Origin of the sequence: Mesorhizobium sp. NZP2298 (genome assembly GCF_013170825.1) — a bacterium.
GTDB lineage: Bacteria > Pseudomonadota > Alphaproteobacteria > Rhizobiales > Rhizobiaceae > Mesorhizobium.
In genome coordinates, this window is sequence record NZ_CP033365.1 from 487110 (window position 1) to 512428 (window position 25319).

Consider the following 25319-nt stretch of genomic DNA (forward strand, 5'->3'; position numbering starts at 1 on the left):
TTTCGTTTGAGCGCGATCTCAGGACAAACGATCTCGTTTGCCCGACAAGACCGTATCCCGGCTTGGGCGATCATGCTCTAAGCTCCGAACGGACGCAGCAGCGCCCGCGAAATAATATGTCGCTGAATCTCCGACGTGCCTTCCCAGATGCGCTCGACGCGGGCGTCCCGCCAGATACGCTCCAGCGGCAGGTCGTCCATCAGCCCCATGCCCCCATGGATCTGGATCGCTTCGTCGGCGACGTAGGCCAGCATTTCGGTGGCCTTCAGCTTGGCCATGGCCATGTCCTGGTCGGTGACCGTGCCCTGATCGTATTTCCAGCCGGCTTCGAACACCATCAGGTCGGCGGCTTTCAGTTCCGTGGCCATGTCGGCGAGCTTGAACGACACACCCTGGAACTTGCCGATCTGCTGGCCGAACTGCTGGCGCTGCGCGGAATACTCGATGGCGTGGCCGAGCGCCCGCTCGGCTCGGCCGAGACAGGTGGCGCCAACCTGCAGGCGGGTGGCGCCCAGCCAGGAATTGGCGACCTCGAAACCCTTGTGTACTTCGCCAAGCACCTGGCTTGCCGGCAGCCGGCAATCGTCGAATTCGAGGATGGCGTTGGTGTAGCCGCGATGCGAGACATTGCGGTAGCCGTCGCGCACCGTGAATCCCTTGGTGCCCTTGTCGACGAAGAAGGCGGTGATCTTCTTGCGTTTTCCACGCGCGGTTTCTTCCTCTCCCGAGGCCATGAAGCAAATCGCGAAATCCGCGAGATCGGCGTGGGAGATAAAGTGCTTGGTGCCGTTCAGCACCCAGTCGTCGCCATCCTGCACCGCGGTCGCCTTCATGCCGCGCAGATCCGAGCCGGCGCCCGGCTCGGTCATCGCCAGGCAATCCCACTTCTCGCCGCGAATGCACGGGAACAGATATTTTTCGCGCTGCTCCGGCGTGCCGGCGAGCAAGATGTTGGAGGGACGCGCAACGCAAGTCCAATGCAGCGCGTAATTGGCGCGGCCGAGTTCCTTTTCGTAGAGCAGCCAGGTCACCGTATCGAGGCCCGCACCGCCAACGTCCGCCGGCATGTTGGCGGCGTAGAGGCCGGCCTCGATCGCCTTGGCCTTTATCTCCTCGATCAGGTCGCGGCTAAGCACGCCAGTGCGCTCTACCTCGCGCTCATGCGGGTAAAGCTCGTTCTCGACGAAGGCACGCGTCGTCTCGACAATGAGCTTCTGTTCCTCCGACAGCCCGAAATCCATGGTCTCAGCCTTTCTTCTTTTTCTTCGGCTTTTCCGCCTTCTTCACCGGCTTGGAGGCCTTGGCCTTTTCTGCAGCCTTTGAGGCCGCCGGCTTCTTCGCCGCCAGCTTGGCCAACTGCTTGGTATAGTCCTTGTGCAAGGCGCCCGCGCCCCAGCCCTTGCCCTTGTTCTGCTTCGACAGCGCATCCATGATCGCGACCAGATTGTCGTCGCGGATCTTTTCCAGTTCGCGGATCGACAGGCCGTGCGCCTGGTCGTCCGACTGGGTGGCGATCAGGTCGACCAGCTCATCGTTGAATTCGGGCACGTCCATGAGCTTGGTCCACGGCCATTTCAGGCACGGCCCGAACTGCGCCATGAAGTGGCGCATGCCGGCCTCGCCGCCTGCAACGCGATAGACCTGGAACATGCCCATCTGCGCCCAGCGCAGGCCGAAGCCGTAGCGCATGATGTCGTCGAGTTCCTCGACCGTGCAGATGCCGTCCTTGATCAGCCACAGCGCCTCGCGCCAGGCCGCTTCGAGCAGGCGATCGCCGACGAAGGCTTCGATCTCCTTGCGGATGACGACCGGCTTCATACCGATCGAGGCATAGATCTCCTTGGCGACCTCGATGGCCTCGGGGAAGGTCTGATCGCCGCCGACGATTTCGACCAACGGCAGGAGGTAGACCGGATTGAACGGATGGCCGACGACCAGCCGCTCCGGGTGCTTCTTCATCGCCACCTGCATGTCGGTCGGCTTGATGCCGGAGGTCGAAGAGCCGACAATGGCGTTGGCCGGCGCATGGGCGTCGATCTCGGCCAGCACCTTGTGCTTGAGGTCAAGCCGTTCCGGCACGCTTTCCTGGATGAAGTCGGCATCGGCCACCGCCTCGGCTATGGTCTTGGCGAAGGTCAGCTTGCCCTCTTTCGGCAAGCCGCCGGGCACCATCTGCTTGTAGGCGCGGCGCGCGCCCTTCATCACTTCCGATACCTTGCGCGAGGCTTCCGGGTCCGGATCAAAGATCGACACGTCGATGCCGTTGAGCAGCAGCCGCGCCACCCAGCCGGCGCCGATGACACCACCGCCAATGGCGGCTGCCTTGTTGATGATGCTCATGCGGAAGCTCCGGTTCTTGTCCTGGCTGTTTCGGGATCGACGAGAGGCACGCGCTCGCCGGCGCGGATCACCGCGGGGTCGTAGGCCTTGCGGGCGAAGACTTCGAGCACGAAGGGCCGAAAGAATTCGATCGGCAGCGTCTCGTAATCGGGATCAAAACTCGACTGGTCCCAGCGTTCGCAGAACTGGTCGCAGTCGTCGAAATAGGCATGGCCGGCGAAGCGGTCGCGCGCATGACGGTTGCCGCCGAGATGGTGGGCGTAATAGAGCCGCTGGAAATCGCCGTGCTTCTCCACCACCCAGGTGCATTGCTCGCGCACGAAGGGTTTCAGGATCGAAGCGGCATATTCGTCGTGGTTGTAAGGGGCATAGATGTCGCCGATATCGTGCAGCAGCGCGCAGGCGATCCAGTCGGTGTCGGCGCCGTCGCGCCAGGCGCGCGTCGCCGCCTGCAGCGAATGGCCAAGCCGGGTGATCTTGTAGCCCGACAGGCCCTCATCGAGCTGCACCAGCGCATCGAGCAGCCGATCGCCGGTCTTGGCGGCATAGTCGATTTCATGGGCGGTCAGGAACTCGTAGTCGTCCTTGTCGCCATCCTTCATCGCGGTGAATTTGACGGTTGTCATTCTGGACGCCCTCCAAACTATGCCGCGATCGGCGCCCGCTTGGTCAGGTTGAGCTTCTTGCGCACTTCCTCCGGCCCCAGGATCCGAGCGCCGAGATTGGTGACGATGCTGGCGGCACGCTCGACCAGCTGCGCATTGGTGGCCAGTACGCCCTTGTCCAGCCAGAGGTTGTCTTCCAGCCCGACGCGGACATTGCCGCCGGCGAGCACCGCGGCCGCGGCATAGGCCATCTGGTTGCGGCCGATGGAAAAGGCCGACCAGTTCCAGGTCGACGGCACGTTGTTGACCATGGCCATGAAGGTGTTGAGATCGTCCGGCGCGCCCCATGGCACGCCCATGCAGAGCTGCACCAGCGCGTCGGGGTTGAGCACCTTTTCCTCGACCAGCTGCTTGGCGAACCAGAGATGGCCAGTGTCGAAAGCCTCGATCTCGGGCTTGACGCCGAGCGCCGTCATCATGCCGCCCATGGCGCGCAGCATGCCGGGCGTGTTGGTCATCACATAGTCCGCTTCGGCGAAGTTCATGGTGCCGCAGTCGAGCGTGCAGATTTCCGGCAGGCACTGGCGCACATGTTCCATGCGGTTGGTGGCGCCGCCCATGTCGGTGCCTTTTTCGTTGAGCGGCAGCGGTGCTTCTGGCGAGCCGAACACCATGTCGCCGCCCATGCCGGCGGTGAGGTTCAGGATGACGTCGACGTCTGCCGCGCGGATGCGCTCGGTCACTTCGCGATAGAGGTGGACGTCGCGCCGGGGCTTGCCGGTCTCGGGGTCGCGCACATGGCAGTGGACGATCGCGGCACCGGCCTTGGCCGCGTCAATGGCCGAATCGGCGATCTGCTTGGGCGAGCGCGGCACATGCGGGCTGCGATCCTGGGAGCCGCCGGATCCGGTCACGGCACAGGTAATGAAGACCTCACGGTTCATCGCGAGCGGCATGGAATTCTCCTCCCAATTCGAACAGAGGCATAACATTGCGCGACTTGCAGGGGACTGCTTTGCGCTTTACGAAGATGACATGATAAAAAACGAAAAAGCGACAATCTTTCGTGCCGAGCAGTCGCCGCTCAGGGTGACGCTGCTGGTGTTCTCCGGGGCGTCCATCATGTGCGTGGCATGCGCCGTCGATCCGCTGCGTGCCGCCAACCGTATTGCCGGCGAAACCCTGTTCGACTTCAAGCTGGTTTCGGTGACCGGGGAGGCACCGGTCACGACATGCGGCCTGCCCGTGGCGGTCAGCGGCCGGTTCGATGCGACGGAGCCAACCGATGTCCTGGTCGTGGTCGCGGGCTTCGGCACGCAGAACTATGCCACGTCGGCCTTGCTCGCCGGCCTGCGCCGCGCGGCGCGCTCGGCTCGCGCCTGTGGCGGCGTCGAGGCGGGTACATGGCTGGTGGCGCGCGCCGGCCTGCTGGAGGGGCGCAGCGCCACCACCCATTGGGAGGACATGGAGGATTTTTCGTCGGCCTTTCCAGGCGTCGACGTGCGCCCTGATCGATACATCATCGATGGGCCGGTCTTCACCACCGGCGGCGCCTCGCCGACGCTGGACCTGATGCTGCACCTGATCCGCACCCGTCTCGGCATGGCCGTGGCGCTGGATGTGGCAAGCGCGTTCATCTACGATCAGGCGCGGGTGGCTACCGACGCGCAGCCGCTGGTCTCGCTTGGCCGGCTCGACGGCTACGATCCACGCCTGGCGCAGGCCATCCGGCTGATGGAAGCGCATGTCGACCAGCCGCTCACCATAGAAGCCATAGCAAAGCGCGCCGGCGTGACGGCGCGGACCCTGGAAAGCATCTTTCGCAAGTCGATCGGCGAGACGCCTGGCGCCTATTATCTGAGGCTGCGCCTGGGCGCGGCGCGCCGGCTGGTGGTCGACACCAGGGTGGCGATGGCGGATATTGCCGGGCGGACGGGATTCTCCTCCGCCGCGGCATTTTCCAGAGCGTTTTCAAGAGCATTTGGCGAAGCCCCGGTCAGGCTTCGTCGGGGTTAAGCCGCGTTCCGACGATCGGTGCCAGCGTCGATCTGCGAGCGCATCTGCCTCACAAGACGGACTTCAAAACGGCTGCTGACGGCGCGATCCCATTCGTTTTTCACGTCGTCGGTCGGCCGCGGCAGCGCCATCAGCCGGTCGATGATCGATCCGGTCTCACCGGATGAGAGCAGGGCGTCGATTTCGCGTTCGTGCTGCATATCGGTTCGCCTCCTTCCTTTTCACCCGCCACAACGTCACTCTTATACGAGATACGTGACGGCAGTTTGAAGGCAAGAGCGAGGTCATTGAGGGGCGGCCAGGGGCAAAACCATGTCGCCAAATGAGCGCTTTGGCGCAAAGCCGTTCCGCACGCCAAAATTCGAATCAGGTGACGTTCAGCCTAGCCGCTTCTCGAACAGCACGGTGGTGAAACCGCTGTCCCATTCATCGTCGGGATAGCGATCTTTCTCGACATAGCCGACCGCCTTGTAGACACTCTGGGCGCGCTCATTGAACGTATCGGTCTCAAGCCGAGCCTGGCGGAATCCGGCAGCGCGGATAGCCTGTTCGGCGTGCGCCAGCAGCCTGCCACCGACCCCCTGGCCCTGATGGCTGGCCCTGACATGCAAAGCCTCGATGAAATCGCCGCGCCAATGGATCAGGCCGGCAATCTCGCCATCGATCTCGGCAATGGTGAATTCCGGCCAGCTCTCCTCGACGTAGTGCCCGCCAAGATCGGTCTCGACATAGCGCTGTGCCGATGCCTGGGAGATGTGCGGCAGCCAGGTGCCCTCGAACGTCTCCCGCAGCACCTTTTTGAGAGCCACAAGATCGCTCAGCCGCGCCTTGCGTACCGTGATCCGCCCGTTTGCCATTGTCATCTCCCTTCTGGGGAGCGGACTAGCAAAAGGCGATCACGGCGGCTTTCAGCCACATCGGGCAGATATCGGTCCAGAAGTCAGGCGTCAGACGTAACGGTTGACAATGTTCTCCAACAGCTCCTGACGGCCGGAGCGCGGCTGCGGCTCGATCTTCTTCTTCACCACGCGTTCGGCGATCTCCTCCAGCGTGCGCTTGCCCGACAGCATTGCCTTGGCCTCGGCGGTGTTCCAGCCGGCGTAGCGCTCTGCCAGCGGCGCGGACAACGCCTTGTCCTCGACCATGCGGGCGGCTGCCTTGAGGCCGCGCGCGCAGGAATCCATGCCGCCGATGTGACCGATCAGCAGATCCTGAGGATCGAGCGACTGCCGGCGCAGCTTGGCGTCGAAATTGGTGCCGCCGGTCTTGAAGCCGCCGGCCTGCAGGACCTGATAATAGGCCAGCGCCATCTCCGGCACGTTGTTGGGGAACTGATCGGTGTCCCAGCCCGACTGGTAGTCGTTGCGGTTCATGTCGATGGAGCCGAAGACACCGAGCGCGTTGGCCAGCGCCAGCTCGTGCTCGAAGGAATGGCCGGCCAGGATGGCATGGCCCTGCTCGATGTTGAGCTTGACCTCCTTCTCCAGGCCGAAGCGCTTGAGGAAGCCGTAGACGGTGGCGACGTCGTAATCGTACTGGTGCTTGGTCGGCTCCTGCGGCTTCGGCTCGATCAGGATGGTGCCCTTGAAGCCGGTCTTGTGCTTGTAGTCGACGACGAGGCTGAGGAAGCGTCCGGCCTGTTCCTGCTCGCGGGCGAGGTCGGTGTTTAGCAGCGTCTCATAGCCTTCGCGCCCGCCCCACAGCACGTAGTTCTCGCCCTTCAGGCGCTTGGTGACGTCGATGCAGCTTTTAACGGTCGCCGCCGCATAGGCGAAGACATCCGGATCCGGATTGGTGGCGGCACCCGACATGAAGCGGCGATGCGAAAATAGGTTCGCCGTGCCCCAGAGCAGCTTTACGCCGGTCTGCTTCATCTTGCCGGCAAAGTAGTCCGCGATCTCATCGAGGCGGGCGGCACTCTCGGAAAAATCCTTGCCCTCGGGCCGGACATCGGCGTCGTGGAAGCAGAAATATGGTGCGCCGAGCAGCGAGAACATCTCGAAGGCGACATCGGCCTTGAGTTTCGCCAATTCCATCGTGTCGACGCCGCCGGCCTTGGGGAACCAGGGACGGTCGAAAGTCTGGCCACCGAACGGATCGCCGCCCGGCCAGGCGAAGGAATGCCAGTAGGCGACAGCGAAGCGCAGATGGTCTTCCAACCGCTTGCCGGCCACGACCTCGTCTGGGTTATAGAACCGGTAGGCCAGCGGATTGGTCGAATCCGGCCCCTCATATTTGATCTTCTGGATGTCGCCGAAAAATCCGCTGCTCATGATTTCTGTCCTCTCTCGAATAGTTCGCCCTGATTACCTCAGGCGTAATTGGTTTCGGTCCTGCACCGGTCGAAAAGGCTGATGTCAACAAACAAAGGAGACGGACCATGACCGACCTCAACGCAATCGCCGAGGGCTACATCACCGCCTGGAACGAAAGCGATGCCAGCCGCCGCGCCGAATTGCTCAAGGCGACCTTCACCGAAGACGTCAGCTATCGCGACCCGCTGATGCAGGGCGACGGCCATGATGGCGTCGCGGCGCTGATCGACGGCGTGCACCAGCGCTTTGCCGGCTTCCGGTTCTCGCTGAAGGGCACGCCGGACGGGTTCGCCGACAAGATCCGCTTCTCCTGGAATCTCGGCCCGGAAGGCACACCTTCCATCATCGAAGGCACCGACATCGGTGTCATCGAGAACGGCCGCCTGAAGAGCATCACCGGGTTCCTCGACAAGGTGCCGGCGCAGTGAGTTGCCGAGCCGCGGCGTGTGCGAGAAACCGCTCACGCCGTGGCGCCCCTGATAGCCGGATACAGCGCCCGGTAGCGGTGATAGGCGTCCGCATAGGCGCCGCCGAGCCCGGCATCCGGTTCGATCGTGGCATCCGTCCTGGGCGCGGAGCAGACGGCCAGCGGATCGGCGCCGGTCGCCGCGATCAGGCCAAGCCTGGCGGCGCCAAAGGCGGCGCCGAAATCGCCGTCGGCTGGAATATCCACCGGCACTTGCAGCGCGGTGGCGATCGATTTCAGCCAGTAGCGCGAGCGCGAGCCGCCGCCGATCGCGGTGACGCGCGTCAGTGTGGTGCCGGCTTTCTTCAGGGCCTCGAGGCTGTCGCGGAAGGCGAAGGCGACGCCCTCCAGAACCGCCTGCGTCAGCGCCGCGCGGCTCGATTCATGCGCCAGGCCGGTGAAGGAACCGCGAATGGCGGAATCATTATGCGGCGTACGCTCGCCGGAAAGATAGGGCAGGAAGGACACGCCGCTCGGCGCCATCAGTGTATCCCCCAGTTCGGCGGTCAGTTCGCCAGCGCCCTTGCCCGTGATCTCGGACAGCCAGTTGAGCGAATCGGTCGCCGACAGGATGACGCCCATCTGATGCCAGGTGTTGGGCAGCGCGTGGCAGAAGGTATGGACCGCGCTTGCCGGGTTGGGCAGATAGGACGCGTTGGCGGCAAACAGCACGCCCGACGTGCCGAGCGAGACAAAGGCATGGCCGGCGCCGACCGTGCCCATGCCGCAGGCGGAAGCCGCATTGTCGCCGGCGCCACCGGCAACCGGGATGCCGGCCTCGACGCCCCATTTCGACGCGAGTTCGGCACGCAACCCGCCAGCCTTCTGCGTGCCCTCGACCAGGGACGGCATCTGCTTCTCGTCAAGGGCGGTGGCGGCGAGCAGTTCAGGCGACCAGCGGCGCTTGCCGACATCGAGCCAGGACGTGCCGGCCGAATCCGACATCTCCGAAATGTGCTCGCCGGAGAGCCAAAGTCGCAGGAAATCCTTCGGCAGCAGCACCTTGGCAACCTTGGCGAAGACCGCGGGCTCGTTGTTCTTCACCCAGGCGAGCTTGGGCGCGGTGAAGCCAGGAAAGACGATGTTGCCGGTGAGCGCGCGGAAGCGCGGATCGGCGTCGAGTGCGGCCGCCTCGACATGGCTGCGCGTGTCGTTCCACAGGATGCAGGGCCGCAGCACGTGATCGGCCGCATCGAGCAAGGTGGCGCCATGCATCTGGCCCGACAGGCCGATGCCTTTCACCGCCGCGAACTGCTTGGGATAGGAAGCCTTCAATTCGGCGATCGCGTCTTCGCAGGCGCGTATCCAGTGCGACGGATCCTGTTCGGACCAGCCGGGATGCGGCCGCGAAACGTCAAGCGCGCCATGGCCGGAGCCGACGACATTCTGTCCGGCATCGATCAGCAGCGCCTTGACGCCCGACGTGCCCAGGTCGAGGCCGAGATACATGTTTTCCTCCCACGCCATTATTTTTTTCGGATCTCGAAAAAATCTGGCCGAGCCAGTTTTTAAGGCAAGATCCGCTCCGGGTCAATTCTCTGACAAATCGGCGGCGCGTCGTGAAAACAGGACCGACAGCGGGCTGTCCGGCCGCGCCATCGACCGCTCGGCCGCGAGCGCCCTGGCGAGCACGCCGTCCCCAGCTCGCAGCGCGGCTTCGATCAGCGTCAGGTCGATGACGTCGCGCTGCGCATGGCTTCCCCCGAACCGGTGGGCGATCGCGCGGATCGGCCGGATCAGGCGTATGGCCTCGGCGTAGTTGCGTTCGCCGAACGCCTTGATCGCCAGCGTCAGGGGATAGCCGACATCCCGGGTAAAGGCGGCGTTGTCGTCGCCGCCACGCATGGCCTCGCGCTGTGCCTCTAGCAAGGTCCGGGCCGGGGCATCCAGCCCGGCGCCCACAAACGCCATCATCGCATGGGCGTCGTTGAAGGCATAGTCGCCGGCGCCGGCCCCCGGCCAATTGGCGGCCAGCGCTGCCCAGCGATCGCCGATATCGACGCCGCCGAGATGGAGTCGCCACAGGAGTGCCGACGCATCGACCATATTGAGCGCCATCGTTGATGGTGTGCCGTAGATCGGCCCGTCGTAGAGCGCCAACATCTGGTCGGTCTCGCCGAGATCGTAGTGAAACAGCGCCAGATGCCACCAATTGTGCACCTGCAGGAAGCTTTCCTTCGTCCACGCTTCGGGGTTGGCGCGCATCCAGGCAATGCCGTCTCTTTGCCGGCTTTGCATTTCCATCACATGGGCGACGGCGTGTTGCGCCCAGCCGTCGCGCGGCTCGATCTCGACCGCCATGCGGCCGAGTTTCTCGGCCCTGATATAGTCACCCATCTCCTCCAGCCCGAAGGCCTGCATGCCAAGCATGGCATGGTAACCGGGCATGCCGCTCTGCCAGGATGGCAAGGCGCGCGCGATGCGGTCGCGCAGCATGCGGGCATTGCCGGTGAAGAAGTCGATCTGGTGCCCGACCTGCAGCGCCACGGCGTCGAGTGGGGTCTCGATGGCGATGTCCTCAAGGATCCTGGCGGCGTCATGCCAGCGCCCGTTGGCGAGGTGACCGAGAGCTGAGACATGCGCCTCTTCGCGCGCTGTCGCCGCAAGCGGCAACGCCGCCTCGTGGCAGGCCCTGGCCACGGCCGTCGCCTCACGTTCGGTGGCAAGCCCGAAGAGATAGCCCTTGAAGACATGCGCCATGACAAAACCGGGGTCCTGCGCGATGGCGCGATCGACGGAAGCCACCGGATCGCCGATGAAGCACTGCAATTGGCGCACCGCTTGGCTATAGGGCACGAATCCCGCTTGCGTCGCACCCGAAAGTGCCAGGTCGAATGGATCCCTGATCGCCATGCAAAATCCCCTGACCGGCGTGTTGCGGGCACGATGCTCCTCGGTCCAACGCGATCTTAAAGCATGGGTCACGGACGCGCCAACCATGCGCCGCGCACACTGATTCCAGTAGATTTCGCAATTCATCAACCATGGCGAGCAGATTAGGCTTTGTAAAATTGAACGGATTGTGGCTTCATTGCGGCGCGGCAAAGGGCTTGTAATCGCGATCTGAGAGGGGACGCGATGCGGCATTTTGAAATACAGCTTCCGAACAGCCGTTCTGGGAGCGATGATAGGCTGATTTCTTTGTCGCGGCGAAGGCCGGCGCAAATTCGACCATGGTTTATTAGCTTACTTGCAACTACAGCGTTTGTATTGCTGCCCGGTTCCGCGACTTTCGCGGCCTGCGTGCTGATTCCATCGGCGGGAAATACCACCTTCACCTGCGATAGCGGCGATTCAGGCGGCAGCCTCACCGACACCAGCGGCGACAACACGCTCACCTTTCCCGCCGGCGGCACCGGCCAGGTGAGCGGCAACGTCACTTTCGGCTCCGGCACGGACCGCATCAACATGCAGTCCGGCACCATCACCGGCACGGTCGATCAGGGCGACGGCACGGATTTCTTCACCATTGGCGGCGGCACCGTCGCAGGCAACGTCCAGCAGGGCGCCGGCATCGACGACTTCAACATGAGCGGTGGCCAGATCGGGTCGCTCAACCAGGGCGACGGGCTCGACACCTTCACCATGACGGGCGGGCGCATCGTCGATTTCTTCGACGATGGGGATCGCGCGGTGATGACCGGCGGCCGCATCGGCCGCGTCAACATGAAGCTCGACAAGAACTATTTCAACATGTCCGGCGGCACCATCGACCGCAACCTCGTCACCGGCTTCGACCAGGACACCATCATCCTCTCGGGCGGCACGATCGGCGGCAACATCAGCGTCAGCGGCGGCAATGACAGTGTGACGATATCAGGCGGCACGGTCGGTGGCGATGTGCTGATGAGCTTCGGCTCCGACAATTTCGTCTGGAATGGTGGCGGCATCATCTATGGCGCGGTCGATCTCGGCGCCGACAACGATACCGCCAGGCTGAGCAACCTCACCAACGCCAATCTCGGCGGCACGGATGCCATAAATGGCGGCCTTGGCACCGACGCGCTGACCTTCGACAACGTCAAGCTGGACGGGATCGCCCGGGTCCAGAACTGGGAGAGCATCGACGCCACCAACGACACGCAATTGATGCTCGACGGCAATCTCGTGCTCGGCGACAGCGGCACCGGCACAGGCTCGCTCAGCGTCGATGCTTCGAGCACGCTCTATGGCGGCGGCTTCAACTCGACGATCCAGGCCTTCGCGGCGGGCCAGCTGGCGCAGGTGACCAATGCCGGGCGCATCGACCTGACCAACGGCACCACCGGAGCGACCGACCGGCTGACGATTTCGGGCAATTATGTCGGCGCCGGCGGCGTGCTGCTTGTCCAGACCGAACTCGGCGACGACTCTTCCGCATCCGACCAGTTGGTCCTGTCAGGCGGGACGGCTTCCGGCTCGACCGGCATTTCCGTGGTCAATGTCGGCGGCGCGGGCGCGGCGACCACGCAGGATGGCATCATGGTCATCCAGGCCATCAACGGCGCCAGCTCGGGCGCCTCGACCTTCGCGCTCGACGGGCCGGTCGCCGCCGGCGCCTTCGAATACTATCTTTTCAAGGGCGGCGTCAGCGCCGGCAGCGACGAGAACTGGTATCTGCGCTCGACGCTGATAACACCGACGTCGCCGGCCGCGGCGCCACCGACGCTCGAGCCCTCGCCACCGGTGGAACCGGTGCCCCCGGCGGCCGAGCCACCGCCTCCGCCGCCCTCCGAACTGCCGCCGACGCCGCCGCCGAGCGAGGGCGACATCAACAATCCGCCGGTCGACCCGACGCCGCCGGTGCAAACCAGCGACCCGCAACCCGAACCACCGCCGCCACCGCCACCGGCGCCTCCGGCGGATCCGCCACCGCCGCCACCGGTGGTGCCGACTGCCGTGCCCGACCTGCCGGTACCGGCGGCCGGTCAGGAAATCGTGCTCTACCGCATCGAGGTGCCGGTCTATTCGGCCTTGCCGCCTGTGGCCGAGCACCTGGCGATGACCACGCTCGGCACCTTCCATGAACGGCGCGGCGAGCAAAGCCTGTTGTCGAACCCGGAGCTGTCGCCGGTCTGGGGCCGCATCTATGGCCAGGACGCCAAGATGGGCTGGTCCGGGACGGTGTCGCCATCCTTCGACGGCACCCTGTTCGGCCTGCAGGCGGGCTTCGACGTGTTCGGCCGCGACACCGCCTCGGGCGGAATCGATCGCGCCGGCCTGTTCATCGCCTATGCCAGCATGAAGGGCGATGTGCGCGGCCAGGCGCTGGGGTGGAACGACCTGTCCGTCGGCAGCCTCGACGTCAACGGCACCAGCGTCGGCGGCTACTGGACCCGCATCGGCCAGGGCGGCTGGTACCTCGATGGTGTCCTCATGGCCACCTTCTTCGGCGGCGACGCGACATCGTCGCGCGACATCGGCATCGATGTCGGCGGAACAGGCGTCACCGCTTCACTTGAAGGTGGCTATCCCATTGCGCTGGCGCAGGGCTGGATGCTCGAACCGCAGGCGCAACTGGTCTGGCAGCATATGTCGCTCGACGATACCAACGACCTTTCCTTCGGCACCGACGATAGCGCCAGCGGCCGGCTGGGTGCGCGGCTGCAGGGCGAGACCGTCATCAACGGCATGGCGCTGCAGCCTTATCTCAAGGCCAACATCTGGCACGATTTCGGCGGTACCGACCGTGTCAGCTTCGACACCACCGACATTACGACCGAGGGCAGGTCGACCTCGTTCGAGTTCGGCGGGGGCGTCGTGGCCAAGGTGACGGACAAAGTCAGCATCTTCGCCACTGGCGACTACACCACCAATCTCGGCGGCGACAAGCGGCGCATCCTCGAGGGCAATCTGGGAATCAGCGTCAAATGGTGAGGCCTTCCAGGCCTCACCCCGTGTCAGGACATCAATTGCCCGAACGCATCGCCACCGTGGCGATGCCGGCACCAACCAGCAATGTGCCACCGGTGCGGTTGAAGATGCGGATCGCCTTGGGATTGCGCACGACGTTTCGCGCGCGTGCCGCGATCAGCGCATAGCCAAAGGCATTGGCAAAGGCGAGCGCCAGGAAGGTGGCCTCGAAGATCAGCATCTGCGTCCAGAAGTCGGCGTGCCGGTCGAGGAACTGCGGCAGGAAGGCAACGAAGAAGGTGATGCTTTTCGGATTGAGCGCGGTGACCAGCCAGGCATGCGCCATCATTTTTGCCGACGATACGGCATCGGTCCGGGGTTCGGCCTTCAGCGCGCCGCCGGCGCGGAACAGTTTCACGCCGAGATAGATCAGATAGCCGGCGCCGATCAGTTTCAGGATGGTGAAGACACCAGCCGAAGCGGCGAGCAGCGCGCCGATGCCCAGCATCGACAAGGTCATGGCGGTGAAGTCACCGAGCGCCACGCCGACGGCCATCGGCAGGGCGGTGCGCCAGCCCTGGCCCAGCGCATAAGACACGACCAGCAGAATGGTCGGCCCCGGGATGATGAGAAGGATCGTCGACGCGGCGGCGAAAGCGGCCCAGTTTTCGAAGGACATGTCTGTCTCCCTTGGGTTAAGGAAAAGGATAAATCCTCAGTCCCGGGAGAATGTAAAGGGGCAGGATCTTTGTTTCTTGCGCGATTGCGGACGCAAGACCACCGCGCATTTTTCCTGAAATTGCCGCGCCATCAATTGCGCGAACGGCAGGTTGGCGTCAGTTCGCGCCGCCCAGCGTGCTCACGATATCGGCCAGGCTGACATTGGCACCGAGGACCAATGCGGCCGCGACAATGGCAGCGGCAAAAAGCTTGATGTCGGTCTTTAACGTCTTGCACATGGAGGCCCCTCGCTGATCGCTTGCTGCGTAGGAGCCGCCGACGCCGGGATTATGACATGAGCTGGGTCTTTTTGTGCAGACCCCCTCGGTGGGCGGCCACCCGGGAGGGCCGAACCCGGCCAGGCAACGCGCAAATGCAGGCGATGCAAGGCATTCACGCTTTATCAACCATGAATGATGAAAATGCCTGCTATCCGGCCGGACCGTGCTTCCCGCCGACAGCGTAAGGTTTGGGTATATGCGCGAGTTGCCGCAAGGTCTGACGCCGCCACGAAACGGCGACGCAATCGAAACCGATCATCGTCTTTCCCGCCGCGCCGTCCTGTCGGGGGCAGGTGCGCTGGCGCTGCTCAGCGCCGCCGGCTGCTCGACTTCCGGCGGCGGCATGCCGGCGCTTGAACTCGACAATACGGTCACCGGTTCCGTACCGCCGATGCGGCCGTCGATCAGCGTCGACAAGAACATCACCAGCCCCGACCTGATGTATGCCGCGTTGACGGACAACGGTTTTAACGTGCCGGAGGTGCCGTATCTGAAGGTCAAGCCGGAATTCCGCCGCCAGATCGTCGTGGACACGACCGGCGAAGCGCCCGGCACCATCGTCGTCCATCTCAAGGAGCGCATGCTCTATCTCGTCCAGCCGGGTGGCGACGCGATCCGCTACGGTGTCGGCATCGGCAAGGACGGCTTCCGCTGGTCCGGCCGCGCCAACATCCAGTATGGCCGGGAATGGCCTACCTGGACGCCGCCGCCGGAGATGATCCAGCGCAAGCCCGAACTGGTTAAGTGGCAGGGCGGCCAGCCCGGCGGCCTCACCAACCCGCTCGGGGCGCGCGCGCTCTATATATACCAGGACGGCAAGGATACCGGCTACCGCATCCATGGCTCGCCCGAATGGTGGAGCATCGGCCAGGCGATGTCGTCGGGCTGCGTGCGCTTGATCAACCAAGACATCATCGACCTCTACAGCCGCGTTTCGAAGAAGAACCCGGTCGTCGTCATGTGATCTTTCGAGCGGCCAACGCGGCCGCTTTATCGTCTTGTCCGAGCATGATTTCTGAACAAACGGAAAACCGTCTGTCCGAGAAAACCGGTTTCCATTTTTCGGGATCGTGCCGTGACTCCCCGTTGCGCGATGCCGCGAGACAGGCGAAGGTGTCTTGAAACCCATCGCCTCGGGAGACGTCAGGAATGGCCGGAACTTTTGTTATCGCGCAAGGCGGCGGCCCGACCGCCGTCATCAACCAGACGGTTGTCGGCGCCACGCTGGAGATCCGCAAGAGGCATCCCGGCGCCAAGGTGCTGGGCTCCCTCCATGGCGTGCGCGGCATTCGTGACGGCAATTATGTCGACCTTTCGGCCATCCCCGAGGACCGGCTGCGGCTGATTGCCGGGACACCGAGCGCGGCGCTTGGCTCGACGCGCGACAAACCGGACGCGGCCTACTGCGACGTCATCCTCAAGGGCTTGCAGAAGGCCGGGGCCGACGCCTTCATCTATATAGGCGGCAACGACACCTCGGGCACACAGCAGATCCTGACCGACGCCGCCGGCGGTTCCATTGCTTTCGTCCATGCGCCCAAGACGATCGACAATGATCTCGAGGAGAACGACCATACGCCGGGCTTCATTTCGGCGGCGGAGTTCGTCGCCGGCGCCTTTCTGTCCGTCGACCTCGATTTTCGCGCTTTGCCCGGCATCTATGTCGGCATCGTCATGGGCCGGCACGCCGGCTTCCTGACTGCCGCCGCCGCGGCCTGGCAGCTTGATCCCGACAGCGGCCCGCATCTCGTCTACGTGCCCGAGCGGCCGTTCTCCGCGGCCGGTTTCATCGACGACGTGCGTGCGACGCTCGATCGCCACAAGCGCTGTATCGTCGCCGTGTCGGAAGGGGTCAGCACTGCCGACGGCAAGGCACTGGTCGAGAGCCTGGTGCCACCGGAGAAACTGGAACGCGACCAGCATGGCAACGTCAAATTGTCGGGCAGCGACCTGCCGGCCGCACTGGAACGGGCATTGGCCGATGGGCTCCCGGGCAAGCGGGCCCGCGTCGACGCACTCGGCTACATGCCGCGCGGCTATGTCGGCGCCATCAGCGCCGTCGACGCGCGGGAGGCATTCGATGCCGGCGCCTTCGCGGTCTCTGTCGCCGAACAGGGTGGCGGCTCGGTGGCGCTGCAATATGATGGCGCAAGGACCGTGCTGAAGAAGGTGCCGCTGAAGAATGTCGCCGGCAAGACCCGCCACATGCCGGACAATTTCATGAAGCCCGATGTCAGCCAGCTGTCCGACGCCGGCATGGCCTATCTCAAGCGGCTGGTGCCGGAAAAGTACAAGGTCGGGAAGCCGTTCGTCTAATGTCAGGCTGGTTCAGCAAGAGCATCGTCGACGACAGGACGACGATGCTGACCGAGCCGTTCGTGCATAACTATGTGCGCGCCAACATCTGGCATCTGCGCGGTCGCGACGCCGACCTTTTGGTCGATACCGGCATGGGCATCTGTCCGCTGGCGCCGCAGATCGAGACGCCGCGGGACAAGCCGCTGCTGGTCGTCGCCACGCACATCCATCTCGACCATGTCGGCTCGCTGCACGAATTTCCATGGCGGGCCGGACCGAAGATGAGTGCCGCGCAGTTCGAGAGCATGGATGAGGCGGCGACCTACGCCTACATGTTCCACGATCTCGAAGGCGCCGTTTCGAAACTGCCGGGGCCGGGCTGGAAGGCGGCCGATTACAAGATCCCAGCGGCGCCGCTGACGCGGACCCTCGACGAGGGCGATGTGGTCGACCTCGGCGACCGGCAATTCCGCGTCCTGCATCTTCCCGGGCATTCGCCGGATTCGATCGCGCTGTTCGACGAGGCCGACGGGCTGTTCTTCAGCGGCGACGCCATCTACGACGATACGCTGATCGACAGCCTGCCGGATTCCGACAGGGCCGCCTATGTCCGCACCATGCAACGGCTGCTCGACCTGCCGATCCGCATCGGCCATGGCGGCCACGGACCGAGCTTCGACCGCAAGCGTATGCGTGAGATTGCAAAGGCTTACATCGAGCAAACCGGCGAAATCTGAGCCTCGCAAAGCCTTCACATCGCCAGGAGCGGTGATGCGAGCGCGGCACGCCGATCAGGCCGCAAAGAATTAAATCTTTGTAATATAACCGAAAAAACCTAATTCACCCGCATCCGCGCCCTAGATTCCGGTTTCATCGACCTGAACGGCCGCCGCATGAAGCGAGACAGGCGGCCGCGACGGCCGGTACGCCGAATGGGCCGCTCCCATACAGGCCACGGCGCCGAATCCAATGTCTCGCACGGACAACGACCATGTCATCCCACAACATTCTTCGCAGACATCGCGTCGCCGCATTGCTGGGCGCCGCCCTCATCATCTCCCCCTTCGTCGTTTCATTTGCTCAAAGTGCCGGCAACGCAGGCGTGAGCAACGTTGTCGCGACGACCCAGACCCCTGTCGCCGGTATCACCGCCCCCAATGGCTCCTTTGCGCCGATCGTGGCGGCCGACAAGCCCGCGGTGGTGACGGTCACAACCGTAATGAAAGCGCAGCCTGCAAATGACGACGACGGGATGCCTCTCGGCAACTCGCCGTTCGATCAGTATTTTCGCCAGTTCTTCGGCGACCAGGGCATGCCCGCTCCGCGGACACCGCCGCAACAGGCGCAGCGCGCCGAAGCGCTCGGCTCCGGCTTCATCGTCTCCGCCGACGGCACGATCGTCACCAACAATCACGTCGTCGACGGCGCTTCCTCGATCAAGGTGACGCTCGACGACGGCACCGAACTTCCCGCCAAGCTTGTCGGCCGCGACGCCAAGAACGACCTGGCCGTGCTCAAGGTCAAAGCCGACAAGCCCTTGCCGACGGTCAAATGGGGCGATTCCGACAGGCTGATGACCGGCGACCAGGTGCTGGCGATCGGCAATCCGTTCGGCATCGGCACGACGGTGACGGCAGGTATCGTTTCGGCACGCGGCCGCGACCTGCACAGTGGGCCGTTCGACGATTTCATCCAGATCGACGCGCCGATCAACCATGGCAATTCCGGCGGCCCGCTGGTGGATGTGAACGGCAATGTCATGGGCATCAACACGGCGATCTATTCGCCCAATGGCGGCAGTGTCGGCGTCGGCTTCGCCATCCCGTCCGACCAGGCGCAGAAGGTCGTGGCCAAGCTGATGAAGGACGGCTCGATCCAGTATGGCTATCTCGGCGTCGAGATCCAACCGGTGACGCCTGACGTGGCAAGCGCCATCGGGCTCGATCATCCCGGCGGCGCGCTGGTCTCCAAGGTCAATGACAGCTCGCCTGCCGCCAGCGCCGGCGTCGAGACCGGCGACGTCATCACCGGCTTCGCCGGACAGGACGTCAAGGACCCCAAGGATCTGTCACGCGCCGTCGCCGATGTCGCCCCTGGCGCCAAGGAATCGCTCGATGTCTGGCGCAAGGGCAAGGCCATGCAGATTTCCGTCAATGTCGGGCAAAACAGCGACGACGTGAAGACAGCGTCGACTGACGATTCCGGCATGCCGAGCGCCGAACAAGGCTCACGCGCGCCGGCGATCGGCCTCGGACTGATGGATATCACGCCCGACATTCGCCAGGAAATGAACCTCGCCGATAACGAGCATGGCGCGGTGGTTGCGCGCGTCAGCCCCGACAAGGCGGCCGCTGCTGCCGGCATCCAGCCGGGCGATATCATCGTCGCCGTCAACCAGGCGCCGGTGAAGAGCGCCCGGCAGGTTACGCAGGCGATCGCCCAGGCCAGCAAGTCGGGCCGCAAGTCGGTGCTGCTGCTGGTCGAACGCGACGGCGGCCAGATTTATGTTGCCGTGCCATTCGCCAATGGCTGAGGCGCGGGGCCGGATTTGACCCGAGGGCGGGCTCGTCGCGACGAGCCCGCCCTCGCCATCTAGAGTTTGCGCAGCGCCACTTCCTCGACCAGATGGTCGGCGCCCTTGCGCAGGATGAGGTCGGCGCGGGCGCGCGTCGGCAGGATGTTTTCGCGCAAATTCTTCAGATTGATGTTGGTCCACAGGCCTTCGGCGATGGCGCGCGCCGAATCCTCCGAGAGCTGCGAATAGCGGTGGAAGAAGGAATCCGGATTGCGGAATGCGGTCTCGCGCAGACGCATGAAACGGGAAATGTACCACTGGTGGATCAGGTTCTCGTCGGCATCGATATAGATGGCGAAATCGAAAAAGTCCGACAGGAAAGGCACGATCTTGCCGTCCTGCGGCAGCTTGCCCGGCTGCAGCACATTGATGCCTTCGAAGATCAGGATGTCCGGCCGGTCGATGGTGACGAATTCGCCGGGAATGACGTCGTAGGTGAGATGCGAATAGACCGGCGCGCGCACATTGGGCAGCGCCGACTTGATGCCCGAGAGGAAACGCAGCAGCGCGCCGACATCGTAGCTGTCGGGAAAGCCCTTGCGTTCCATCAGGTTTTCGCGACGCAGGACCTCGTTGGGCAGCAGGAAGCCGTCGGTGGTGATGAGATCGACCTTGGGGCTCGACGGCCAGCGCGCCAGCAATTCCTTCAGCACGCGGGCCGTGGTCGATTTGCCGACCGCTACCGAGCCGGCGATGCCGATGATGAACGGCGTCTTGACGATATCGACGGCGTTGAAGAAGGCCTGGCGCTGCCTGAACAGCAATTGGCTGGCCTCGACATGCGCGGATAGAAGCCGCGACAGCGACAGATAGATGCGCTTGACCTCTTCGAGGTCGACCGGGTCGTTGAGCGAACGCAGCCGGCGGAACTCGTCCTCGCTCAGTGTCAGTGGCGTGTCGGCTCGGAATTGCGACCATTGCTCGGCGGAGAAGAAACGAAACGGGGAATATTTCTCGGTTGGCGCGAGCTGATCCATCGAGATACCTGCCCTCCTCGTGCTCAGCCCTTGGGCCGCGACGCCTTCTCGGCGATGCCCGAACGCGCGGTGCGGCTTTCGAGCTCCTGGAGCACGTCGCGCAACGGAACACCCGAAATGCCGAGAACGACGAGCCAATGATATATAAGATCGGCACTTTCGGAAACGAGGCCTTGTCTGTCGCCCTTGACGGCGGCAATCACGGTCTCGACCGCCTCTTCGCCAAGCTTCTGCGCCGCCTTGTCGATGCCGCGCGAAAACAGCTTGGCCGTCCACGAGTCCGCATCGCCGGAATGGGCGCGCTCATGGACGATTTTTTCCAGATCGGACAGCGAAAATTCAGCCATGGCGCCGAGAGCCTTTCTTAGCCGGAAAGCCTCTAGGACCGATAGACCGAGGAGTCCAGCCGCATCGGCAGCCCGGCCTCGGCCATATGCGCCTTGGCCTGCGCTATGGTGTAGGTGCCGAAATGGAAAATCGAGGCCGCCAGAACCGCGCCGGCATGGCCATCGCGAATGCCTTCGACCAGATGGTCCAGCGTGCCGACCCCGCCCGATGCGATGACTGGCGCGCGCACCGCATCAGCAATCGCACGCGTCAGCGCGATGTCGTAGCCGGCCTTGGTGCCGTCGCGGTCCATCGAGGTCAACAGGATCTCGCCAGCGCCACGATCGACCATTTTCCGGGCGAATTCGACCGCGTCGATGCCGGTCTTCTCGCGTCCGCCATGGGTGAATATCTCCCAACGATCGACCTCGCCGGCGCCGGAAACCTTCTTGGCGTCGATGGCGACGACGATGCACTGATTGCCGAACTTGTCGGCTGCTTCGGCGACGAAATCCGGGTTCTTCACAGCAGCCGTGTTGATCGACACCTTGTCGGCGCCGGCCAAAAGCAGCTTCCTGATGTCGGCGACCTGGCGCACGCCGCCGCCGACGGTCAGCGGCATGAAGCACTGTTCGGCGGTGCGGGCAATGACATCGAAGATGGTTTCCCGGTTGTCGGACGAAGCGGTGATGTCGAGAAAACACAGTTCGTCGGCGCCGGCGGCGTCATAGGCCTTGGCTGCCTCGACCGGGTCGCCGGCGTCGATGAGATCGACGAAATTGACGCCCTTGACGACACGACCGTCCTTGACGTCGAGACACGGGATGACGCGGGCTTTCAGCATCAGCGGCTCTCTATCGTGGCGATAAGGTCATTGAGCAACTGGCCGACCAGCGGCGGCACGTCAGCCTGGGCATCGAAGGCCGGATCGTAGGCGGAAACGGTGATGCCGACGACCGGTACAGCAAGCGCCATGGCGCAGGCCGCGTCGCGCAACTGTTCGGGGCTCGGCCCGCCAGGTGTGACATAGCGGTTGGCCTGCAGTTCCTTCGGGTCGTGCACGTCGAGATCGAGATGCATGTGCACGCTTTTGGCGCCGGCGGCTTTCAGCCTTTCGGTCGCTTGCGCCACGCCGGGGCATTCAGTGCGGATCACCGGCAAAGTCTTGAGGAGTTGCTGCTCGGCCGGATCGAGATCGCGGGCGTTGACGAGCACGCAGCGCGAGGGATCGATCGGCTGGAAGCCGGGAATGGCTGATGCCATCGGGCGCCAGCACAGACCGAGCACGGTCGCCAGCGCCATGCCGTCAAGGAAGCCGTATACGGAGGTCTCGGGCGTGTTGAGGTCGCCATGCTGGTCGGCCCAGATGATCGCATCGGCGCCTTCGCCGGCGACCGCGCCAGCACTGGTCAGGCAGTTTCCGGCGAGCACGATAGGAAACCGTCCCCTGTCGATGGCAATGCGGACCTCACCCGAGACGGCGTTGCAGACGGCAAAGCCGGTGGCGATCTCCCGCTCCTGGTCGCCGCCGACCCTGCCGATATCCTCGACCGCGACGTCGTGGCCAGCCATGGTCAGGGCATCGACGAGACCGCCCGCAATCAGCGCGTCCGGCCCCTGGCCCATGCCGCCATGGTAGTGGCCGCTGTCATAGGAGGCGAGGATGATGGTGATCTTCACGATTTCGCCTCCGCCACCGGCCGGCCCTGCAGGATCGCCAGCGCCTCGGCCGGATCGATGCGGCCGTCATAGAGCGCGCGGCCCGAGATGGCACCTTCGAGCTTTTGTGCGTCCGGCATGGTCATGCGCACGATGTCGGCGATCGAGGCCAGCCCCCCCGAAGCGATGACCGGGATCGATACGGCGTCGGCGAGGTCGATGGTGGCATCCCAGTTGATGCCGGTCAGCACGCCGTCGCGATCGATGTCGGTGTAGATGATGGCGGCAACGCCGGCGCCTTCGAACTTCTTCGCCAGTTCGATGACGCCAAGGCTCGACGCTTCGGCCCAGCCCTCGACGGCGACCTTGCCGCCCTTGGCATCGATGCCGACCGCGACCTTGCCAGGGAAAGCCTTGCAGGCCTGCCGGACCAGATCGGGATCGCGCACCGCCACCGTGCCGAGAATGACGCGAGCGAGACCGCGAGCGAGCCAGTCCTCGATCTGCGCAATCGTGCGGATGCCGCCGCCGAGCTGCACCGGGTTCTTCGTCGCCTTGAGGATGGCGCCGACCGCCGCGCTGTTGACGCTCTGGCCCTTGAAGGCGCCGTTGAGGTCGACGACATGCAGCCATTCGAAGCCCTGGTCCTCGAAGGCTTTTGCCTGCGCGGCGGGATCATCGTTGTAGATGGTGGCGGTCGCCATGTCGCCGTGCTTCAGCCGCACGCATTGGCCGTCCTTGAGGTCGATGGCAGGAAACAGGATCACGATTCAGGCGCCTTCAACGATGACGAAATGGCCCGTCGATGCGGCCAGCCTGAATTTCGAGGCATGCTGATATTCGGGCGAATGATAGCATTCCACTGCCTTGTCGTAGGATTCGAACTCGATCACGACATGGCGATTGCCTGTCGGCTGTTCCGGGTTCTCGTGGCGGCCCGCCCGCACGATGAATTTGGCGCCGTACTTGTCAAAGGCAACAGCATTCGCCTCGATATAGTGCTTGTAGACCTCGGGATCGCGAACATCGATCATCGCCATCCAATAGCCCTTCCTGCTCATGTTTCAGGGCCTCCACTTCAGGAAATTGGTGATCAGCGCCAGCCCCAGCGCCTGGCTCTTCTCCGGATGGAACTGCGTGCCGACGAGATTGTCGCGGGCGACGGTGGCCGTCACCGGGCCGCCATAGTCGGCGACCGCCAGAACCTCGTCCGCCTTGCGCGCGTCGAGATGATAGGAGTGGACGAAATAGGCGTGCAGTCCCGCGGTTCCGGTTGGAATGCCGGCAAACAGCGGATGTTGGCGCCGAAGCTCGATCGTGTTCCAGCCGATCTGCGGGATCTTCAGCGTTGGATCGGCCGGCGTGATCTCCTTGACGTCGCCTGATATCCAGCCAAAGCCTTTGGTGACGGTTTTTTCCAAGCCGCGCTCGGACATCAGCTGCATGCCGACGCAGATGCCGAGGAAAGGCCGACCCTTGGCGATCGCGACGTCCTCGACCGCTTCCCACATGCCCTCGACGGCACGCAGGCCCGCCGCGCAGTCGGCATAGGCGCCGACGCCGGGCAGGACGATGCGGTCGGCGCTACGCACCCGGTCGGCATCGGCCGTCAGCTCGATCTCGGCCGATATGCCGGCTTCGCGCGCGGCGCGCTCGAAGGCCTTGGTGGCCGAGCGCAGATTGCCCGACCCATAGTCGATGATTGCTACCCGCATGTCAGGGCCGTCCCGGGATGTGGGTCAGGCCCAGCGCCATGCCGGGCTGCGCCGGGCGGGCCAGGGCGGCATCCGGAACCATGCGTGGCGCGGGAATGGTTTCCTCCGCGTGCCCTTCGGCCTCAAGCGCATAGCGGATGTCGGCGTCGTCGAGCCGGCCGGCGTGAACCACGCCCCATTCATGCCAGCCGCGCCGGCGAAGGGCCGCGATGCGCAACCCCTGCCCCTCCAGGCCGACATAGAACGAGACGAGCAGCGACAGCAGCGAACTTGCCAATCCAAGGCCAAGATTTTGCCCAGCCATCGAAAGCAGGCCCATGACGACGAAGGCAAGCCCGGCTTCGATCCACAGCCGATGCCAGGCGAGCCATAACGGCGGCACCAAGAGGCCGAGCCAGGTGAAGCCGTCGCGGACAAAGGCCGTGGTGTCGACCTTCTCGCTGCGGCCGGGCGGTTCCATCACGACATAGGCGGCCATGGCGCTATCCCTTCAAAGATCCCTTGGTGGAGGGAACCGCATCCGGCTGGCGCGGGTCCGGCTCGAGTGCCGTGCGCAGCGCGCGCGCCACCGCCTTGAAGCAGGTCTCGGCGATGTGGTGGTTGTTGGCGCCATAATGGTTGGTGACATGCAGCGTGATGCCGGCATTCTGCGCCAGCGCCTGGAAGAATTCCCTCACCAGTTCGGTGTCGAACGTGCCGATCTTGGGTGACGAGAAGGACACGTTCCAGACCAGGAACGGCCGGCCCGACACGTCGATCGCCGCACGCGTCAGCGTCTCGTCCATGGCAAGGTCGATCGAGGCATAGCGCATGATGCCGCGCCGTTCACCCAGCGCCTTGGTCAGCGCCTGGCCGAGCGCGATGCCCGTGTCCTCGACCGTGTGATGGTCGTCAATATGGAGGTCGCCCGTCGCCCTGACCGTCATGTCGATCAGGGAATGGCGCGAGAGCTGGTCCAGCATGTGGTCGAAGAAGCCGACGCCCGTGGCGATATCGGATTTACCCGAGCCGTCGACATGGACCGACACCAAGATGTCGGTCTCCTTGGTCTTGCGGCTGGCTTCGGCGGAACGGGGCGCCATCACTCTATCCTTGTCCCAGCGGTTCACGTGGTAAACCGGGTTCACATGGTAAACCGGTTCACAGGCTCCAAGCGCTCGCGGGCTTGAAAACGAATGCCTTCTATCAGCATG

The 25319-nt window shown here is 64.1% G+C and carries 27 protein-coding genes; 7 read left to right on the plus strand and 20 right to left on the minus strand.

Annotated features, from left to right (window positions below):
• Positions 1-77: 77 nt before the first annotated feature.
• The 4 genes from EB231_RS02195 to EB231_RS02210 are packed head-to-tail and all read right to left on the minus strand — an operon-like array spanning position 78 to position 3901.
• Entirely contained in the window at positions 78-1241 is a 1164-nt protein-coding gene (locus tag EB231_RS02195; RefSeq protein WP_172347392.1) for an acyl-CoA dehydrogenase family protein, read from the minus strand.
• A gap of 4 nt (positions 1242-1245) precedes the next feature.
• Positions 1246-2340 (minus strand): carnitine 3-dehydrogenase, encoded by a 1095-nt coding sequence (locus tag EB231_RS02200; protein WP_140770327.1) that lies wholly within the window; start codon positions 2338-2340, stop codon positions 1246-1248.
• Positions 2337-2966: an HD domain-containing protein gene (locus EB231_RS02205; RefSeq protein ID WP_172347393.1), complete on the minus strand. Its 630-nt coding sequence runs from the start codon at positions 2964-2966 to the stop codon at positions 2337-2339. The genes EB231_RS02200 and EB231_RS02205 overlap by 4 nt, the downstream gene beginning before the upstream one ends.
• Positions 2967-2983: 17 nt before the next feature.
• Complete coding sequence (locus EB231_RS02210; RefSeq protein ID WP_056570308.1) at positions 2984-3901, minus strand: BKACE family enzyme; 918 nt, start codon at positions 3899-3901, stop codon at positions 2984-2986.
• A gap of 79 nt (positions 3902-3980) precedes the next feature.
• Between EB231_RS02210 and EB231_RS02215 the strand changes: the two genes are divergently transcribed.
• Positions 3981-4961: a GlxA family transcriptional regulator gene (locus EB231_RS02215; RefSeq protein WP_172347394.1), complete on the plus strand. Its 981-nt coding sequence runs from the start codon at positions 3981-3983 to the stop codon at positions 4959-4961.
• On the opposite strand, the gene EB231_RS02220 is transcribed toward EB231_RS02215, so the two are convergent.
• The 3 genes from EB231_RS02220 to xylA all read right to left on the minus strand — a co-directional run bounded on the left by EB231_RS02220 (position 4958) and on the right by xylA (position 7234).
• Positions 4958-5161: a hypothetical protein gene (locus tag EB231_RS02220; protein WP_172347395.1), complete on the minus strand. Its 204-nt coding sequence runs from the start codon at positions 5159-5161 to the stop codon at positions 4958-4960. The two genes, EB231_RS02215 and EB231_RS02220, sit on opposite strands and share 4 nt — an antisense overlap.
• Positions 5162-5338: 177 nt before the next feature.
• Positions 5339-5818 carry a GNAT family N-acetyltransferase gene (locus EB231_RS02225; protein ID WP_172347396.1) on the minus strand — a complete coding sequence of 160 codons (480 nt, stop codon included), beginning with the start codon at positions 5816-5818 and terminating at the stop codon, positions 5339-5341.
• Positions 5819-5908: 90 nt separating this feature from the next.
• Complete coding sequence (gene xylA / locus EB231_RS02230; RefSeq protein ID WP_172347397.1) at positions 5909-7234, minus strand: xylose isomerase; 1326 nt, start codon at positions 7232-7234, stop codon at positions 5909-5911.
• Between the two features lie 107 nt (positions 7235-7341).
• On the opposite strand from xylA, the gene EB231_RS02235 reads away from it, so the two are divergent.
• Positions 7342-7704 (plus strand): nuclear transport factor 2 family protein, encoded by a 363-nt coding sequence (locus EB231_RS02235; protein ID WP_172347398.1) that lies wholly within the window; start codon positions 7342-7344, stop codon positions 7702-7704.
• A gap of 32 nt (positions 7705-7736) precedes the next feature.
• Here EB231_RS02235 and xylB read toward each other — a convergent pair whose 3' ends face one another.
• Both xylB and EB231_RS02245 read right to left on the minus strand, forming a co-directional pair.
• Positions 7737-9191: a xylulokinase gene (gene xylB / locus EB231_RS02240; protein ID WP_172352783.1), complete on the minus strand. Its 1455-nt coding sequence runs from the start codon at positions 9189-9191 to the stop codon at positions 7737-7739.
• A gap of 81 nt (positions 9192-9272) precedes the next feature.
• Positions 9273-10595: a tetratricopeptide repeat protein gene (locus EB231_RS02245; RefSeq protein WP_172347399.1), complete on the minus strand. Its 1323-nt coding sequence runs from the start codon at positions 10593-10595 to the stop codon at positions 9273-9275.
• 225 nt (positions 10596-10820) lie between these two features.
• On the opposite strand from EB231_RS02245, the gene EB231_RS02250 reads away from it, so the two are divergent.
• Positions 10821-13598 (plus strand): autotransporter family protein, encoded by a 2778-nt coding sequence (locus tag EB231_RS02250; RefSeq protein WP_172347400.1) that lies wholly within the window; start codon positions 10821-10823, stop codon positions 13596-13598.
• A gap of 31 nt (positions 13599-13629) precedes the next feature.
• On the opposite strand, the gene EB231_RS02255 is transcribed toward EB231_RS02250, so the two are convergent.
• Entirely contained in the window at positions 13630-14253 is a 624-nt protein-coding gene (locus tag EB231_RS02255; protein WP_172347401.1) for a LysE family translocator, read from the minus strand.
• A 157-nt stretch (positions 14254-14410) separates the two neighbouring features.
• Entirely contained in the window at positions 14411-14533 is a 123-nt protein-coding gene (locus EB231_RS35480) for a hypothetical protein (RefSeq protein ID WP_080680899.1), read from the minus strand.
• A gap of 238 nt (positions 14534-14771) precedes the next feature.
• On the opposite strand from EB231_RS35480, the gene EB231_RS02260 reads away from it, so the two are divergent.
• The 4 genes from EB231_RS02260 to EB231_RS02275 all read left to right on the plus strand — a co-directional run bounded on the left by EB231_RS02260 (position 14772) and on the right by EB231_RS02275 (position 19406).
• A complete protein-coding gene (locus tag EB231_RS02260; RefSeq protein WP_172347402.1) occupies positions 14772-15539 on the plus strand; it encodes a L,D-transpeptidase in 768 nt (255 codons plus the stop codon).
• A gap of 185 nt (positions 15540-15724) precedes the next feature.
• Positions 15725-16891 (plus strand): diphosphate--fructose-6-phosphate 1-phosphotransferase, encoded by a 1167-nt coding sequence (locus tag EB231_RS02265; RefSeq protein WP_172347403.1) that lies wholly within the window; start codon positions 15725-15727, stop codon positions 16889-16891.
• A complete protein-coding gene (locus tag EB231_RS02270) occupies positions 16891-17610 on the plus strand; it encodes an MBL fold metallo-hydrolase (RefSeq protein WP_172347404.1) in 720 nt (239 codons plus the stop codon). Before EB231_RS02265 ends, EB231_RS02270 begins: the two co-directional genes overlap by 1 nt.
• Before the next feature lie 254 nt (positions 17611-17864).
• Positions 17865-19406 (plus strand): DegQ family serine endoprotease, encoded by a 1542-nt coding sequence (locus EB231_RS02275; protein ID WP_172347405.1) that lies wholly within the window; start codon positions 17865-17867, stop codon positions 19404-19406.
• A gap of 59 nt (positions 19407-19465) precedes the next feature.
• Here the strand turns inward: EB231_RS02275 and coaA are convergent, their stop codons facing one another.
• From coaA to hisB, 9 genes are read right to left on the minus strand one after another with little or no spacing between them, the layout of a single operon-like run.
• Positions 19466-20425, minus strand: coding sequence for a type I pantothenate kinase (gene coaA / locus EB231_RS02280; RefSeq protein ID WP_172347406.1), 960 nt, complete (start codon positions 20423-20425; stop codon positions 19466-19468).
• Positions 20426-20448: 23 nt separating this feature from the next.
• On the minus strand, positions 20449-20772 hold the full coding sequence (locus EB231_RS02285; RefSeq protein WP_172347407.1) for a phosphoribosyl-ATP diphosphatase: 324 nt from the start codon (positions 20770-20772) through the stop codon (positions 20449-20451).
• A gap of 32 nt (positions 20773-20804) precedes the next feature.
• Positions 20805-21599 carry an imidazole glycerol phosphate synthase subunit HisF gene (hisF, locus tag EB231_RS02290; protein ID WP_172352784.1) on the minus strand — a complete coding sequence of 265 codons (795 nt, stop codon included), beginning with the start codon at positions 21597-21599 and terminating at the stop codon, positions 20805-20807.
• A complete protein-coding gene (locus EB231_RS02295) occupies positions 21596-22432 on the minus strand; it encodes an arginase family protein (protein ID WP_172347408.1) in 837 nt (278 codons plus the stop codon). Before EB231_RS02295 ends, hisF begins: the two co-directional genes overlap by 4 nt.
• Positions 22429-23178 carry a 1-(5-phosphoribosyl)-5-[(5-phosphoribosylamino)methylideneamino]imidazole-4-carboxamide isomerase gene (hisA, locus tag EB231_RS02300; protein WP_172347409.1) on the minus strand — a complete coding sequence of 250 codons (750 nt, stop codon included), beginning with the start codon at positions 23176-23178 and terminating at the stop codon, positions 22429-22431. Before hisA ends, EB231_RS02295 begins: the two co-directional genes overlap by 4 nt.
• A 3-nt stretch (positions 23179-23181) precedes the next feature.
• Entirely contained in the window at positions 23182-23472 is a 291-nt protein-coding gene (locus tag EB231_RS02305) for a DUF1330 domain-containing protein (protein ID WP_172347410.1), read from the minus strand.
• A gap of 3 nt (positions 23473-23475) precedes the next feature.
• The gene (gene hisH / locus EB231_RS02310; protein ID WP_172347411.1) at positions 23476-24126 is read right to left on the minus strand and encodes an imidazole glycerol phosphate synthase subunit HisH; all 651 of its coding nucleotides are present in this window, start codon (positions 24124-24126) and stop codon (positions 23476-23478) included.
• 1 nt (position 24127) lies between these two features.
• Positions 24128-24604, minus strand: coding sequence for a DUF2628 domain-containing protein (locus EB231_RS02315; RefSeq protein ID WP_172347412.1), 477 nt, complete (start codon positions 24602-24604; stop codon positions 24128-24130).
• Positions 24605-24608: 4 nt separating this feature from the next.
• Complete coding sequence (hisB, locus tag EB231_RS02320; protein WP_172347413.1) at positions 24609-25208, minus strand: imidazoleglycerol-phosphate dehydratase HisB; 600 nt, start codon at positions 25206-25208, stop codon at positions 24609-24611.
• Positions 25209-25319: the final 111 nt, after the last annotated feature.